A 14,203-nucleotide genomic window follows, 5' to 3' on the forward strand; every position below is an offset into this window, starting at 1 on the left:
CCGCGGCCCCGTCGGCCGCCCCCGCAACCACGTCACCGGACCGGGTCACCGGACCAAGCCCTCGGACCAAGTCACCGGACCAAGTCCTCGGTCCGAGGTCGCAGATGCCCCCGACCTTCGGCCGGGGATCGTTGCGGAGGGATGAAATCCACTCTGGCCTGCGTTGGTGAGGTGCGGAAGCCAAGGCCGGAAGAGGCCGGAAGAGGCCGCAAGGCCGGAGGACGAGACGACCCATGGCCAAAGGCCAGGGCTACGGAAAGGACCGGCGTGGTGGCGCACGAGGGGGACGCACGCGGCTGGGCCCGCAGGCTCACGGGGTACGCATGGCGCTATCCGAAGGACGTGGTGCTGGCGCTCGGCTCCTCCCTCGGCGGCATGGCGGTCATGGCGGTCGTCCCGCTGATCACCAAGGTGATCATCGACGATGTCGTGGGCAGGCACACCCGGTCCATGGCCCCCTGGGCGGGCGCCCTCGTCGGCGCCGCCGTCCTCGTCTACGTCTTCACCTACATCCGCCGCTACTACGGCGGCCGGCTCGCCCTCGACGTGCAGCACGACCTGCGCACCGACATGTACCGGACGATCACCCGGCTCGACGGGCGGCGCCAGGACGAGCTGTCCACCGGCCAGGTCGTCGGCCGGGCCACCAGCGACCTTCAGCTGATCCAGGGCCTGCTGTTCATGCTCCCGATGACCATCGGGAACGTACTGCTCTTCCTGATCTCCCTCGGGATCATGGCCTGGCTGTCGCCGCCGCTGACCCTGGTCGCGCTGGCCGTCGCGCCCGCCCTGTGGTTCATCGCCAAGCGCAGCCGCACCCGGCTGCACCCCGCGACCTGGTACGCCCAGGCCCAGGCCGCCGCGGTGGCGGGCGTGGTGGACGGTGCCGTCAGCGGGGTCCGCGTGGTCAAGGGCTTCGGGCAGGAGGAGCAGGAGACCGGCAAGCTCCGGGAGGTGGGCCGCCGTCTCTACGCGGGACGGCTGCGGACCATCCGGCTCAACGCCCGGTACACCCCCGCCCTCCAGGCCGTACCCGCCCTCGGCCAGGTCGCCATGCTGGCCCTCGGCGGCTGGCTGGCCGTCCGCGGGCACATCACCCTCGGCACCTTCGTCGCCTTCTCCTCCTACCTCGCCCAGCTCGTCGGCCCGGTGCGGATGCTCGCCGTGGTGCTCACCGTCGGCCAGCAGGCCCGGGCGGGCGCCGAACGCGTCCTGGAACTGATCGACACCGAGCCCTCGCTCACCGACGGCACCAGGGAACTGCCCGCCGACGCCCCCGCGACCGTCGAGTTCGACGGCGTGTCCTTCGCCTACCAGGACGGGCGCCCGGTCCTCGACGGCCTCTCCTTCGAGATCAGGCCCGGGGAGACCCTCGCCGTCGTCGGCTCCTCCGGCTCCGGCAAGTCGACGGTCTCCCTGCTGCTGCCCCGCTTCTACGACGTCAGCCACGGCGCCGTCCTCGTCGGCGGCCACGACGTCCGCGAGCTGACCCACTCCTCGCTGCGCGCCGCGATCGGACTGGTCCCCGAGGACTCCTTCCTCTTCTCCGACACGGTCCGCAGCAACATCGCCTACGGCCGCCCGGACGCCACCGACGAGCAGATCGAACGGGCCGCCCGCGCGGCCCAGGCCGACCGCTTCATCGCCGAACTGCCCGAGGGCTACGACACCAAGGTCGGCGAGCAGGGACTCACCCTCTCCGGCGGCCAGCGCCAGCGCATCGCGCTCGCCCGGGCGATCCTCACCGACCCCCGGCTGCTGGTCCTCGACGACGCGACCTCGGCCGTGGACGCCCGGGTCGAGCACGAGATCCACGAGGCGCTGGGGCAGGTCATGCGGGGCCGCACCACCCTGCTGATCGCCCACCGGCGCTCGACCCTCAACCTCGCCGACCGCATCGCCGTCCTGGACGCCGGGCGGCTCGCCGACATCGGCACCCACGAGGAACTCCAGGAGCGTTCCGCCCTCTACCGGCGGCTGCTCACCGACCCCGACGAGCTGGGCGGGGTCTCGCCCGGCCACCGGCCGCCCGCCCAGCCGGAGGAGGACACCTCCGTCCGGGAGGAGCTGGACGCCGAGTTCGACGCGGAGCGGGGCGTCACCCCGCATCTGTGGACCGGCGACCGGGACCCCGGGGACCCGGCGCTGGCGGGCAGCCCGGCCACCCCGGAACTCCTCGCCCAGGTGGAGCGGCTCCCCGCGGCCACCGACACCCCCGGCATCGACGAGGCCCGCGCGGTCCGGCCCGAGGAGTCGTACGGCCTGACCCGGCTGCTCCGCGGCTTCGGCGCCCCGCTCCTGGTCAGCCTCGCCCTGGTCGCCGTCGACGCGGGGATGGGCCTGCTGCTGCCGGTCCTGATCCGGCACGGCATCGACCGGGGTGTCTCCCGGATGGCCCTCGGCGCGGTCTGGGCGGCGGCCCTGCTGGCCCTGGTCACCGTGCTCGTGCAGTGGACGGCGCAGATCGCCGAGACGAGGATGACCGGCCGCACCGGTGAGCGGGTGCTGTACTCGCTGCGGCTGAAGATCTTCGCCCAGCTCCAGCGGCTCGGACTCGACTACTACGAGCGCGAGCTGACCGGCCGGATCATGACCCGGATGACCACGGACGTCGACGCGCTGTCGACGTTCCTCCAGACCGGCCTGGTCACCGCCTTCGTCTCGGTGGTCACCTTCTTCGGGATCATGGTCGTGCTCCTTGTGATCGATGTGCAGCTGGCGCTGGTGGTCTTCGCCACCCTGCCCCCGCTGGTCCTGGGGACCTTCTTCTTCCGCCGGGCCAGTGTGAAGGCGTACGAACTGGCCCGGGAGCGGGTCTCCGCCGTCAACGCGGATCTCCAGGAGTCGGTGTCCGGTCTGCGGATCCTCCAGGCCTTCCGGCGCGAGCGGGACGGCGGCCGGCGGTTCGCCGAGGGCAGCGACGGCTACCGCCGGGCGCGCATCCGCGGTCAGTGGCTGATATCGGTCTACTTCCCCTTCGTCCAGCTGCTGTCGTCGGTGGCCTCCGCGGCCGTGCTGGTCGTGGGCGCGCACCGGGTGGACGCCGGGACGCTGACCACGGGCGCCCTGGTCGCGTATCTGCTGTACATCGATCTCTTCTTCGCCCCGGTGCAGCAGCTCTCCCAGGTCTTCGACGGCTATCAGCAGGCGTCGGTGTCGCTGGGCCGCATCCAGGAACTGCTGCGGGAGCCGACCACGACCGGGGCCGCCGACGAGCCGCTGGAGGTGCTGTCCCTGCGCGGAGAGGTCGCCTTCGAGGGCGTCGACTTCGCCTACGGCGACGGCGAGGAGGCCCTCGCCGGTATCGATCTGAGGATCCCGGCCGGGCAGACCGTCGCCTTCGTCGGCGAGACGGGCGCGGGCAAGTCGACCCTGGTCAAGCTGGTCGCCCGGTTCTACGACCCGACGGGCGGCCGGGTGCTGGCCGACGGCACCGATCTGCGCTCCCTCGACCTGGCCTCGTACCGGCACCGGCTCGGTGTCGTCCCCCAGGAGGCGTATCTCTTCGCGGGGACCGTCCGGGACGCCATCGCCTACGGGCGTCCGGAGGCGACCGACGCGGAGGTGGAGGCCGCGGCCCGGGCGGTCGGGGCGCACGACATGATCGCCCGGCTCGACGGCGGCTATCTCCACCGGGTGGCCGAGCGCGGCCGCAATCTCTCCGCCGGGCAGCGGCAGCTGATCGCCCTGGCCCGCGCGGAGCTGGTCGACCCCGACATCCTGCTGCTGGACGAGGCCACGGCCGCGCTGGACCTGGCCACCGAGGCCCAGGTCAACCAGGCGACGGACCGCCTCACCGGCCGCCGTACGACGCTGGTGGTCGCCCACCGGCTGACCACGGCCGCCCGCGCCGACCGGGTGGTGGTCATGGACCACGGCCGGGTCGCGGAGGACGGCACGCACGAGGAACTGCTGCGGCTCGACGGCCGCTACGCACGGCTGTGGCGGACCTTCATCGGCATGCCGGAGCCGGAGGAGCGGGTCGGTTCCACGGCCTGACCGGTGAGGTCCCCGGCGGACCGGCGCCAGGGGCTCCCCGGGTGGAGAACGGACGCGTGTCACGCAACCATCGGACGTACGTTCTGCGTCCGTACACCAGTACGCCGATGGTCACGGAAGGGACGAGAAGTGGACAGTGGTGCGATACGCCGACGGCGCCTGGCGCTCGGCCTGGCCGTCCTGACGTCGTCCGGTCTGCTCGCCGTGGCGAGCCCGGGCCACGCACAGGCCGACGACCCCTGTTCCGGCCGGAAGGTGCGCACGATCCCGTTCTCCACCGGCTCGGTGCAGATCTACAAGCGCGACGGCTTTCTGTGCGCGGTGACCGTGGCCAAGAGCACCGCGGGCCGGAAGGCGATGTCGGTCAGCGTGCAGGCGCGCGGCAGCCGCCCGGTGGCCGACAGCGGCAGTTTCACCCGCCTGGCCGGGCCCGTGGTGGTCTACGTCGGGCATCGGACGGTACGGATCCACGGCTCGGTGGGCTCGGGCTCGGTCACCTCCGGCTGGAGCATGTACTGAGATCCGCTGCGGCGGACGGGGGAGCTTCTCGGTCAATTCACAGGCTTCCCTCATTTCCCCTGGTGCGGTGCGGAGCCGCTCCGCTAGGTTCCGGCGGACATCCGCGTTCTCAGGGGAGGGTGCATGCGCAAGGCGCTCGGATGGCTGCTGGTGCTCCTGGTGCTGATCGGTACGGCGGGCACGGCCGGGACGGCCCCCGCCACCGCCGCGGGCGGCGGCCCGGACACCGACATCAAGGACCGGCTGCTGGCCATCCCCGGTATGAGCCTGATCGAGGAGAAGCCGTACGCCGGATACCGCTTCTTCGTCCTGGACTACACCCAGCCGGTCGACCACCGGCATCCGTCCCGCGGCACCTTCCAGCAGCGGATCACCGTGCTGCACAAGGACGTCTCGCGGCCGACGGTCTTCTACACCAGCGGCTACAACGTCTCCACCACCCCGGGCCGCCGGGAGCCGACCCAGATCACGGACGGCAATCAGGTCTCCCTGGAGTACCGCTTCTTCACGCCCTCCCGCCCGGACCCGGCCGACTGGTCCAAGCTGGACATCTGGCAGGCGGCGAGCGACCAGCACCGGATCTTCGAGGCGCTCAAGCAGGTCTACCCGCAGCGCTGGATCGCGACGGGCGGCTCCAAGGGCGGCATGACGGCGACGTACTACGAGCGCTTCTACCCGCACGACATGGACGGCGTCGTGGCCTATGTGGCGCCCAACGACGTGGTCAACGACGAGGACTCGGCCTACGACCGCTTCTTCGCGACGGTCGGCACCAAGGAGTGCCGGGACCGGCTGGCGGCGGTGCAGCGCGAGGCGCTGGTGCGGCGGGAGCCGCTGGAGCGGAAGTACCAGCAGTACGCGGCGGACAACGGCGCCACCTTCACCACGATCGGCGGCCTCGACCGGGCCTATGAGGCGGTGGTCCTGGACTATGTGTGGGGCTTCTGGCAGTACAGCGGGCTGTCCGCCTGCGGGACGGTGCCTGCGGACGCCGCCCACGCCACCGACCAGCAGATCTGGGACTCGGTGGACACCATCTCCGGCTTCTCGGCCTACACCGACCAGGGCCTGGAGACCTACACCCCGTACTACTACCAGGCGGGCACCCAACTCGGCTCGCCCACCATCCACTTCCCGTCCATCGAGAAGGGCCTGATCCGCTACGGCTACCAGCCGCCCCGGAACTTCGTGCCCCGCTCGATCCCGATGCGGTTCCAGCCGTGGGCGATGCGGGACGTGGACTCCTGGGTGCGCCACCACGCCCGGCACATGCTCTTCGTCTACGGGCAGAACGACCCCTGGGGCGCGGAACGCTTCCGGCTCGGCGCGGGCGCCCGGGACTCCTATGTGTTCACGGCGCCCGGCATGAACCACGGCGCGAACGTGGCCGGCCTGGTCGCGGACCAGAAGGCCCTGGCCACGGCCCGCATCCTGGACTGGGCGGGCGTGGCCCCGGCAGCGGTCCAGTCAGACCCCTCGACGGCCCGCCCCCTGGCCCACTACGACCCCCGACTGGACCACCGGGACACAGACCGAAGCCAGTCCCTCAGACCCTGACATCCCGGCTGCGCCCGGCGGCACCAGAGCCGCCGGGCCACCGCCGACCGTGGAATGGATTGAAAGCACGTGGCACGTACATCGCCGCAGGGCGCTGCCCCTGACGCCGTCGAGGAGTTCCGTGCGCACGCCCAAGAGGTGATGCGTAGCGCGGACGCCTCGTGCGGAGTCGAGGAGCTGGAACCGGAGCTGGAGGCCGCCCTCGGTGTTCTGCTCGGCAATCTCCACCTCAGAGCGCAGTTCGAGAGGGAGATCGTTTCCTTGCTGGACAGGATCGACGAAGGAGTCATCGAGCTGGTTTCCTACACGATGCATGAAGTGCGCTGGGAACCAGTCAGGCAGGACATCGAGCGACGCCTCATGAGCCCGACCGCCGATGTCAGCGCTCGCCGCCACTATGAGGCGATGCTCGACGCCTTCTCGGACAACTGGAGGGACAGAGACCTCTACGGTCGCTTCAGTCAGTAGGACAGCCCGTACCCGAGGGGGTACAGCACTTGGGTCGGGTTGTCCGGTTGGTTCACCGGTACGGGGAGCCTCCCGTGCGGGCGTACTCGTCCGGCGAGCACCCGTGCTGCCGCGTGCAGTTCCACGTCCGTCCAGGAGTACGACGCCAGGCAGGCCGTTGCCTCGGGGAGGTGGGCCACGTCGTACGGGTTGCGCAGGGCGAGGGCGACGACCGGGGTGCCGGTGGCGGCCAGGCGGGTCACCAGGGTTCGCTGGGGGCTGCCCGCGTCCACGTTGTAGGTGCCCACGACCACCGCGTCCGCGTCCCCTGCGGCCGCCACCGCCCGGTCGATCACCGCGGGCGCGGGCGCCGTGCCGGTGGGCAGCGCGGTGGCGGTGAAGCCCAGCGCGGACAGGGCGGCCGCCAGGACGGTGGTGGGCGGTCCGTCGGTGCCGGAGGGTGAGGCCGGGTCGGCGCCCACGACCAGGAGCCGCCGGTGCGTACGGCGGGACAGCGGCAGCAGTCCCGCCCGGTTGGCCAGCAGGGTGGTCGTACGGTCCGCGATCCGGTCCGCGGTACGCAGATGCCCGGGGGTGCCGACGGTGCGGTCCACCTCCGCCCCGGTGACGAACGGCCGGTCCAGCAGGCCGAGTTTCGCCTTCAGCCGCAGGATCCGCAGCAGCGACTCGTCGAGTCGTGCCTCGGTCAGCTCACCCGTGTGCACGGCCGCGCGCACCGCGTTCCAGGCGAGGTCCAGGGACGGCGGGTTGAGCAGCTGGTCGGCGCCCGCCTTCAGGGCGAGCACCGGCACCCGGGCGTCGCCGTACTTCTGGCGCACGCCCGCCATGCCCAGCGAGTCGGTCACCACCACTCCGTCGTAGCCGAGTTCCCCGCGCAGGATGCCGGTCAGGATCGGGTGGGAGAGCGTGGCCGGGTCGCCCGAGGCGTCGAGCGCGGGGACCATGATGTGTGCGGTCATGATCGCGTCGATCCCGGCGCGGACCGCCGCCCGGAAGGGCACCGCGTCGAGTTTCTCCCACAGTTCACGGCTGTGCGTGATGACCGGGAAGCCGTAGTGGCTGTCGACGGCCGTGTCGCCGTGGCCGGGGAAGTGCTTGGCGGTGGCCGCGACCCCGGACTCCTGACAGCCTCTCACCTCCGCCGCGACCAGGCCCGCCACCGCGCCCGGGTCCGCGCCGAAGGACCGTACGCCGATGACCGGGTTGGCGGGGTTGACGTTCACGTCGGCGTCCGGGGCGTAGGCCTGGCGGATGCCGAGGGCGCGCAGCTCGGCGCCGGAGATCCGGCCGAGGGTGCGGGCGTCGGCCCGCGAGCCCCCGGCCCCGACGGCCATCGCGCCGGGGAAGAGGGTGGCGGGCCTGCCCACCCGGGTGACCGTGCCGTGCTCCTGGTCGGTGGCGATGAGCACGGGCAGCCCGCGCGGCTGGGCGAGGGAGGCCCGCTGGATGCCGTTGGAGAGGTCCGCGATCTGGTGCGGGGTGCGGGTGTTGTGCGCCCAGGTGAAGTAGATGATGCCGCCGACGCGGTACCTGGCGATCAGCTCGGCGGCGGTCCGTACGCCGATCTCGGCGAGGTTGGCGTCGATGTCGGCCTGGTCGGGGGCGGTGGCCGAGTGGCCGTAGACCCGCATGACGAAGAGCTGGCCGACCTTCTCCTCCAGCGTCATACGGGAGATCAGGGCCCGCAGCCGCCGGTCGTCCGGCTCGGCGGCGCGGGCGGGGTCCGGGGCGAGGGCGAGGGCCGCGGCCAGGCCCGCGGTGGCGGTGAGGACCGTACGTCTGGAGGGGGGTGCGGTGCTTCCCGTGCCGGTGTCGTGCACCTGCGCTCCTTCCGGAGGAGGACGCTGAAGGAAACTTCCGAGAAGTCACCAATATCCAGGAAGTTTCCGCCAGTCAAGGGAACGCACGGCAACCGTCGGCGCGGCGGGGTCGGCGGGTCGGCGGGGCGTGTGTGCCGACCCCGCGCGGTCGGTGCGCGGCGGGTCAGCGGGGTTCGTGTGCCGCCGCCGCGGGCCAGAACTCCCGCATGGTGCGCACCGCCCGGGAGATCGCGGGCCGCCGGGCCGCGCCGGTGCGCCACAGCGCGTAGAGCCGCCGTACGGGCACCGGGTCGAGGGAGACCTCCACGACCCCCGGCGGCAGCGGGCCCCGGCCCAGGCGCGGGATGAGGGCGACCCCCAGCCCGGCGGCGACCAGCGCGACCAGGGTCGGGTTCTCGTCGGCCTGGTGCACCACCTCGGGTTCGTGCCCCGCCGCCCGCAGGGTCCGCAGCAGCCAGTCGTGGCAGACCCGGCCCGGCGGCTGGCAGATCCACCGCTCGCCGCCCAACTCCTCGCGCGTCACCGCCGTCCGCCCGGCGAACGGATGCCCCGCGGGGACGAGCAGATCGCACAGGTCGTCCCCGAGGACCGCCTGCTCCACCCCCGCGGGGGCCGGGAGCGGGGCGATGTCCCAGTCGTGCACCACGGCCAGATCGACCATGCCCTTGGCGACCAGGTCCACCGACAGATGCGGGTCCACCTCGGTGAGGCGCGCGTCCAGCGCGGGATGGTGCCGCGCCAGGTCCGCGAGCACCCCCGGCATCAGCCCGCGCGCCGCCGACGGGAACGCGGCCACGGCCAGCCGCCCGGCCGGCACCCCCCGCCGCTCCTCCAGATCCGTCTCGGCGCGCTCCACGATCGCCAGCAGCTCCTGCGCCGTCGCGGCGAGTTGCCGTGCCTCGTCGGTGAGCCGCACCCCGCGCCCCTCCCGCTCCAGCAGGGTGGTCCTGGTCTCCCGCTCCAGCTTGGCGATCTGCTGGGAGACGGCGGACGGGGTGTAGCCGAGCGCGGCGGCCGCGGCACCGACCGTGCCGTGCACGGAGACGGCGTGCAGGGCGCGCAGCCGTTGGAGATCGAGCACGGACTCCCCCTCGAAAGATGAGCGATGCTTCATCCGATCATGCAGCAATCATCGCTGGTGCTTCACGGTCGCGGGGCGTGATCCTCGACGCATGCGTCCCGCACACCTCGCCCTCGCCGTTCTGGTCGCCGCCGTCTGGGGCGTGAATTTCACCGTCATCGACCTCGGCCTCGCGCACTTCCCGCCCCTGCTGTTCTCCGCGCTGCGCTTCCTGGCCGCCGCCCTTCCGGCCGTCTTCTTCGTAGGGCGCCCGAAGGTGGCGTGGAAGTGGATCGTCGCCGTGGGTCTCGTCCTCGGCGTGGCCAAGTTCGGCCTGCTGTTCCTCGGCATGAGCGCGGGGATGCCCGCCGGACTGTCCTCCCTGGTGCTCCAGGTCCAGTCCGTCTTCACCGCGCTGATCGCCTTCGCGTTCCTCGGCGAACGCCCCTCGCGGCCACGGGTCCTGGGGATGGGTGTGGCCCTCGCCGGGGTGGCTCTCGCGGCCGTCGACGAGGGCACGACGGGCCCCCTCGGCGCCTTCGCCCTGGTGATCGCGGCGGCGGCCTTCTGGGGCCTGTCCAACGTCCTGACCCGCAAGGCGTCCCCGCCCGACGCGCTGAACTTCATGGTGTGGGTGAGCACCGTGCCGGTCCTGCCCCTGCTCGGCCTCTCCCTGCTGACCGAGGGTCCCGCCCGCGACATGGCGGCCCTGCGCGCCCTGGACTGGCAGGGCGCGGCCATCGTCCTCTACGTCGCCTGGGTCACCACGGTCTTCGGCTTCGGCGCCTGGGGCTGGCTGCTGCACCGCCACCCCGCCTCCACGGTCGCCCCGTTCTCCCTGCTGGTCCCCGTCTTCGGCATGTCCTCGGCGGCCCTGTTCCTGCACGAACACATCACCCCACTCCGCTGGGGAGCGGCGGTCCTGCTGGTGGGCGGGGTGGCCCTGACGTCCTTCGGAAACCCCGGCCGCCGCTCCCGGCCGCGCGCGGTGGACGACGGCGCGACCCCGGACGGAACGCCCGGTGCTCCTGGTGCGGCCGCCGTACCGGTGGGTGGTGACCGATGACGCTCAGTCCTTCAGCTCGATGTGCACCAGGATGTGGCCCCGGCCGTCCTCCGTCAGATGGCGGGTGCCCCTGTTCGCGAGCCGCAGCGTCTGGCCGTCGCGGACGCCGGCGGGGACGCGGATGGTCTTCTCCCCGTCCAACGTGTCCAGGGTGACCGTCGTCTCCGTCTCCGACGCGGCATGCGGGAGGGTCAGGATGCAGTGCAGGTCGTCGCCGATCCGCTCGAAGGTGGAGTGCGGGAGCTGCACGATCTCCACGTACAGATCCCCGGCCGGACCGCCGCCCGGCCCGGCCTCCCCCTCGCCCGTGAGCTGCATCCTGGTCCCGTGCTCGATCCCCGCGGGGACGAGGAACTCAAGAGTGCGGCCCGACTCCACCCGGCCGTCGCCCCGGCACTCGGGACAGGTCTCGGGCAGGACCGTGCCGTGGCCCCGGCATGCCGCGCAGACGACCCACACGGAGATGTCACCCCGGTGGCCCGACGACGTCTCCCTCCGCTCGCCGCAGCCCCCGCATCCGCCGCACTCCTCGGGTTCCGACCCGCGCGCGGCGCCGCTGCCCGAGCAGCCCGGGCACACGGCCTTCGTGTCGATCGCGATCTCCTTGATCGTGCCCAGCGCCGTTTCCCGCAGCTCGAACTCGACCGGCAGCACGGTGTCCCGGCCCCGCTGCCGACGGGGCCGCGGATAGGTGTCCTCCTCCCGGCGGGCGCCGGTGTCGATGCCGGCTTCGGCCGGGTCGGGACCGCCGGGCTCCCCGGCGCCCGGCCCGAGCCCGCTCCCCGGCACCGCCCGGGCGATCGTGACCTGGTACTCCAGCTCCGCCCACATCCGGGGCCGTTGCCGCGCCCCGGCGCGGTGCAGGGACTCGTAGACGTAGTCGTACCACTCGGTGACCGTGATCCGGCCGTCCCCGTTCAGATCCGCCGCCCCCGTGCGCAGTCCCTCTATCAGCGCCCCGGTGAACAACGACGGCTGCGGCACCGTGGACTCGATGTGCTCGCCCTCCCAGGCGTACTCGGTCCGGCTGGTCGCGGTGAGCACGGCCCGCCCGTGGCCGCCGAGTTCGTCGCGTACGGGGATCCGGTCGTCGCCCTTGGCCCCCGGCAGGAAGGCCCCGCTGTAGCAGCAGTCGAGGAGGAGGACGACGGTGCGGGCGCGGCAGCGTTCCATGCGTTCGCGCAGGAAGGCGGCCGGAACCGCCGTGGAGGCGGGCAGATCGCGGTCCGTGTCGCGCGCGGCGAAGTGCAGCCGGCCGTCCTCGTCCTTGATGCCGTGGCACGACAGATGGAGAAGGAGCAGGTCGTCCCGTCCGCGATCGCGGAAGAAGGACTCGATCGCGCGCATCGTCCGGTGGGCCGGGGCGTCCTCGATCCGCTGGGTGCGGAAGCCGCCGATACGGGGGTCGGCGAGTACGGCTTCCAGGCCCGCGCAGTCCTGGGCCGGGGAGCGGAGCCTGCCGAGCGTGCCGTCGTCGTAGGTGCCGGTGGCGATCAGCAAGGCGTCCTTACGCCCCTGTCCCGGCGGGAAGTCGGTCACCGGCGTCCGCTACAGCCCGGCGCCGGAGGCCTCCCCGGACCCCTCCGATGCCGGGCCCCCGTCGGTCCGCGTGCCGCCCTGGTCCGACTGCACCGCACTCAGGAACGCCTCGACCAGCTGTTGTTGTTCTCGGGGGGAGGCATGCCCGAGCTCCAGGGTGCGGCCACCGACATCGACCTTGACCGTGCGTACCGGGCGGTTCTGCATCCAGGTCTCCACCAGCCGCAGCGCGGAGCGGAGCACGGCGGGTGCGAGGCTCACGGCGAGTGCACCGGCCGCGACGAGTTCACCGGACTTGGCGCCCGATGGCGCGGGTACGCCGTAGCCCGCGGCCCGTACGTCGTCGACGTCCAGCTCCAGCAGTCGGCGCCGCAACTGGGCCGTGAGATCGGCCAGTTCCTCCGGGTCCACATCGTCCCGCCCGGACACCACCAACCGCACACCGTCAGTTGTGACCATGCCGCCCCCGTTCGTCTGTGGCGTTCAGTCTAGGAGGCGCTCGCTGCTCCCTGTGCGGTCAGACCACCGCGCCGGACGCGAGCGCGAGGAAACCGGCCCAGGCGGCGGGGGAGACGGTGAGGTGGGGGCGGTGGGGGGCCTTGGAGTCACGGATGTGTATGTGGGCGGCGCGGGCCACTTCTACGCAGTCCCCGCCACCTGAGTCACTGTGACTGCTCTTGTGCCAGGCGAAAGCGGCTTCCACGCATTCACCGCCGCCCGAGTCGCTGTGGCTGCTCTTGAACCAGGAGAGGGCGACCTCGACACAATCGCCGCCGCTGGAGTCGCTGTAGCTGCTCTTGAACCATGCCAGTGCGGTCATAGCTCACCTGCCAACTGCTCGATGAGTACGGCGGTTTCCTCCGGTCGGAGGGCCTGGCTTCTGATCATCGCATAACGGCGTGCGAGTACTCCGACGTCTTCCGGCTTGGACACGAGGGTGCTGTGTCCGTTGCCTTCCATGTAGACGAGAGTGGTCTGCTCGGGAGTCTCGATCAGCTTCATGGGCCCTTGCAGGCCCGCGTGTCCGCCCCTGCTCATCGACATCGCCTGTAGCACGACGTTGGGGCGTTTCAGGCAGGCAAGTAGGTACTCGTACTGCTGGCGCATGACCTCGCGGCCACCGACCTGTGTTCGTAGCGCGGTCTCTTCAAGGATGACGCTGACCACGCACGACGGTTTGCGTTCCAGCAAGCTCCTACGTTCCATGCGAGCCAGACTCAACTGGTCGATTTCCTCGTCGTCCAACGGCGGACGCGGATGCCAGCACTGCGCGGGCGTAAGCCTCTGTCTGCAACAGGCCGTCGACGAGCTGTGCGCAGTAAGAAGAGACACTGAGCGCCTCCTGCTCCAGCTGCACGAACCCCTGAAAATGAGCCGGATACCGCTCCAGCCGCAAGTACTTCGCGGCCGCCGCGATCAACCCCCCGGCGTTCAACGCCTTCTCCGCCGCCGCGATGAACTCGTCCGTTGCCGGTTTCGCGCAGGTCTCGACCGCGCTCACCGCCGCTCCCGAGTAGGACATCAGCTCGCCCAACTCGTTCTGCGAGAGTCCCGCGTTGACGCGCAGCGTCCGCAGGACCTCCGCGAAGTACTGCGCCGCGGGTGACGGCGTGTTCTTCCTGGGCTGCCCCATCGCAGCACCACCCCCTCTACACGGCTCTACGCCGATCAACGCGCGCCCCGCACCAGTTGCCGTACGCAGCCGTCGACGCTCGGTCACTGGTGACGGTAGCGAGCAGGGACGACAGTATTCCCATGAACACAGAAAGTGATGGCGTGAACCTTCGGCCCCGCACCTGGCGGCTGCGGTTCACGCCCATCCCGCGGCATGCCGTGGAGGCCCGTCGCGGTGCGCGGTGCGTGCTGCGGTCCTGGGGTTTACCGGCCGAGGTGCGCGAGACCGTGGAACTGGTCGTCTCGGAGCTGGTGACGAACGCGGTGCGCCATGGGCGGGTGCCGGGGCGGTACTTCGAGGTCGCGATGGCGTACGACGGGGAGAAGGCCGTGGAGGTGGAGGTGTCCGACGCCTCCGAGCGGCTGCCCGTTCCGGCGGACCCCGGACCCGAGGCGACCTCGGGCCGGGGCCTGCTCCTCGTCGCCGCGCTGTCCCAGTCCTGGGGCGTCAGGGACCGGAGCGTGGGGAAGACGGTGTGGGCCCGGGTCCTGGTGTGAGAC

11 protein-coding genes and 1 pseudogene are annotated in these 14,203 nt (G+C 71.8%); 6 read left to right on the forward strand and 6 right to left on the reverse strand.

Annotated elements, in window-relative coordinates; genetic code table 11:
* Positions 1-270: 270 nt before the first annotated feature.
* The 4 genes from ACIHAA_RS06940 to ACIHAA_RS06955 all read left to right on the forward strand — a co-directional run bounded on the left by ACIHAA_RS06940 (position 271) and on the right by ACIHAA_RS06955 (position 6,543).
* On the forward strand, positions 271-3,999 hold the full coding sequence (locus ACIHAA_RS06940) for an ABC transporter ATP-binding protein (RefSeq protein ID WP_399813994.1): 3,729 nt from the start codon (positions 271-273) through the stop codon (positions 3,997-3,999).
* Between the two features lie 129 nt (positions 4,000-4,128).
* Entirely contained in the window at positions 4,129-4,518 is a 390-nt protein-coding gene (locus ACIHAA_RS06945; RefSeq protein WP_399813996.1) for a hypothetical protein, read from the forward strand.
* Positions 4,519-4,641: 123 nt separating this feature from the next.
* Entirely contained in the window at positions 4,642-6,075 is a 1,434-nt protein-coding gene (locus ACIHAA_RS06950) for a S28 family serine protease (RefSeq protein ID WP_399813998.1), read from the forward strand.
* Positions 6,076-6,144: 69 nt separating this feature from the next.
* Positions 6,145-6,543: a hypothetical protein gene (locus tag ACIHAA_RS06955; RefSeq protein ID WP_399814000.1), complete on the forward strand. Its 399-nt coding sequence runs from the start codon at positions 6,145-6,147 to the stop codon at positions 6,541-6,543.
* On the opposite strand, the gene ACIHAA_RS06960 is transcribed toward ACIHAA_RS06955, so the two are convergent.
* The gene (locus ACIHAA_RS06960) at positions 6,537-8,363 is read right to left on the reverse strand and encodes a glycoside hydrolase family 3 protein (protein ID WP_399814002.1); all 1,827 of its coding nucleotides are present in this window, start codon (positions 8,361-8,363) and stop codon (positions 6,537-6,539) included. The two genes, ACIHAA_RS06955 and ACIHAA_RS06960, sit on opposite strands and share 7 nt — an antisense overlap.
* A 163-nt stretch (positions 8,364-8,526) precedes the next feature.
* Complete coding sequence (locus tag ACIHAA_RS06965; protein ID WP_399814004.1) at positions 8,527-9,444, reverse strand: LysR family transcriptional regulator; 918 nt, start codon at positions 9,442-9,444, stop codon at positions 8,527-8,529.
* Positions 9,445-9,535: 91 nt separating this feature from the next.
* Here ACIHAA_RS06965 and ACIHAA_RS06970 point away from each other — a divergent pair, with 91 nt between their 5' ends.
* Positions 9,536-10,489, forward strand: coding sequence for an EamA family transporter (locus ACIHAA_RS06970; RefSeq protein ID WP_399814007.1), 954 nt, complete (start codon positions 9,536-9,538; stop codon positions 10,487-10,489).
* A 3-nt stretch (positions 10,490-10,492) separates the two neighbouring features.
* Here the strand turns inward: ACIHAA_RS06970 and ACIHAA_RS06975 are convergent, their stop codons facing one another.
* The 4 genes and pseudogenes from ACIHAA_RS06975 to ACIHAA_RS06990 all read right to left on the reverse strand — a co-directional run bounded on the left by ACIHAA_RS06975 (position 10,493) and on the right by ACIHAA_RS06990 (position 13,661).
* Positions 10,493-12,028 (reverse strand): DnaJ C-terminal domain-containing protein, encoded by a 1,536-nt coding sequence (locus tag ACIHAA_RS06975; protein ID WP_399814008.1) that lies wholly within the window; start codon positions 12,026-12,028, stop codon positions 10,493-10,495.
* A gap of 9 nt (positions 12,029-12,037) precedes the next feature.
* Positions 12,038-12,487 (reverse strand): hypothetical protein, encoded by a 450-nt coding sequence (locus ACIHAA_RS06980; protein WP_399814010.1) that lies wholly within the window; start codon positions 12,485-12,487, stop codon positions 12,038-12,040.
* 58 nt (positions 12,488-12,545) lie between these two features.
* On the reverse strand, positions 12,546-12,848 hold the full coding sequence (locus ACIHAA_RS06985; protein WP_399814012.1) for a DUF397 domain-containing protein: 303 nt from the start codon (positions 12,846-12,848) through the stop codon (positions 12,546-12,548).
* Positions 12,845-13,661, reverse strand: a pseudogene (locus ACIHAA_RS06990) (Scr1 family TA system antitoxin-like transcriptional regulator). Before ACIHAA_RS06990 ends, ACIHAA_RS06985 begins: the two are co-directional and overlap by 4 nt.
* Positions 13,662-13,804: 143 nt before the next feature.
* Between ACIHAA_RS06990 and ACIHAA_RS06995 the strand changes: the two are divergent.
* Positions 13,805-14,200, forward strand: a complete 396-nt coding sequence (locus ACIHAA_RS06995; protein WP_399814014.1) for an ATP-binding protein — start codon at positions 13,805-13,807, stop codon at positions 14,198-14,200.
* Positions 14,201-14,203 lie beyond the last annotated feature (3 nt).

Origin of the sequence: Streptomyces sp. NPDC052040 (assembly GCF_044548405.1) — a bacterium.
Taxonomy (GTDB): Bacteria; Actinomycetota; Actinomycetes; order Streptomycetales; family Streptomycetaceae; genus Streptomyces.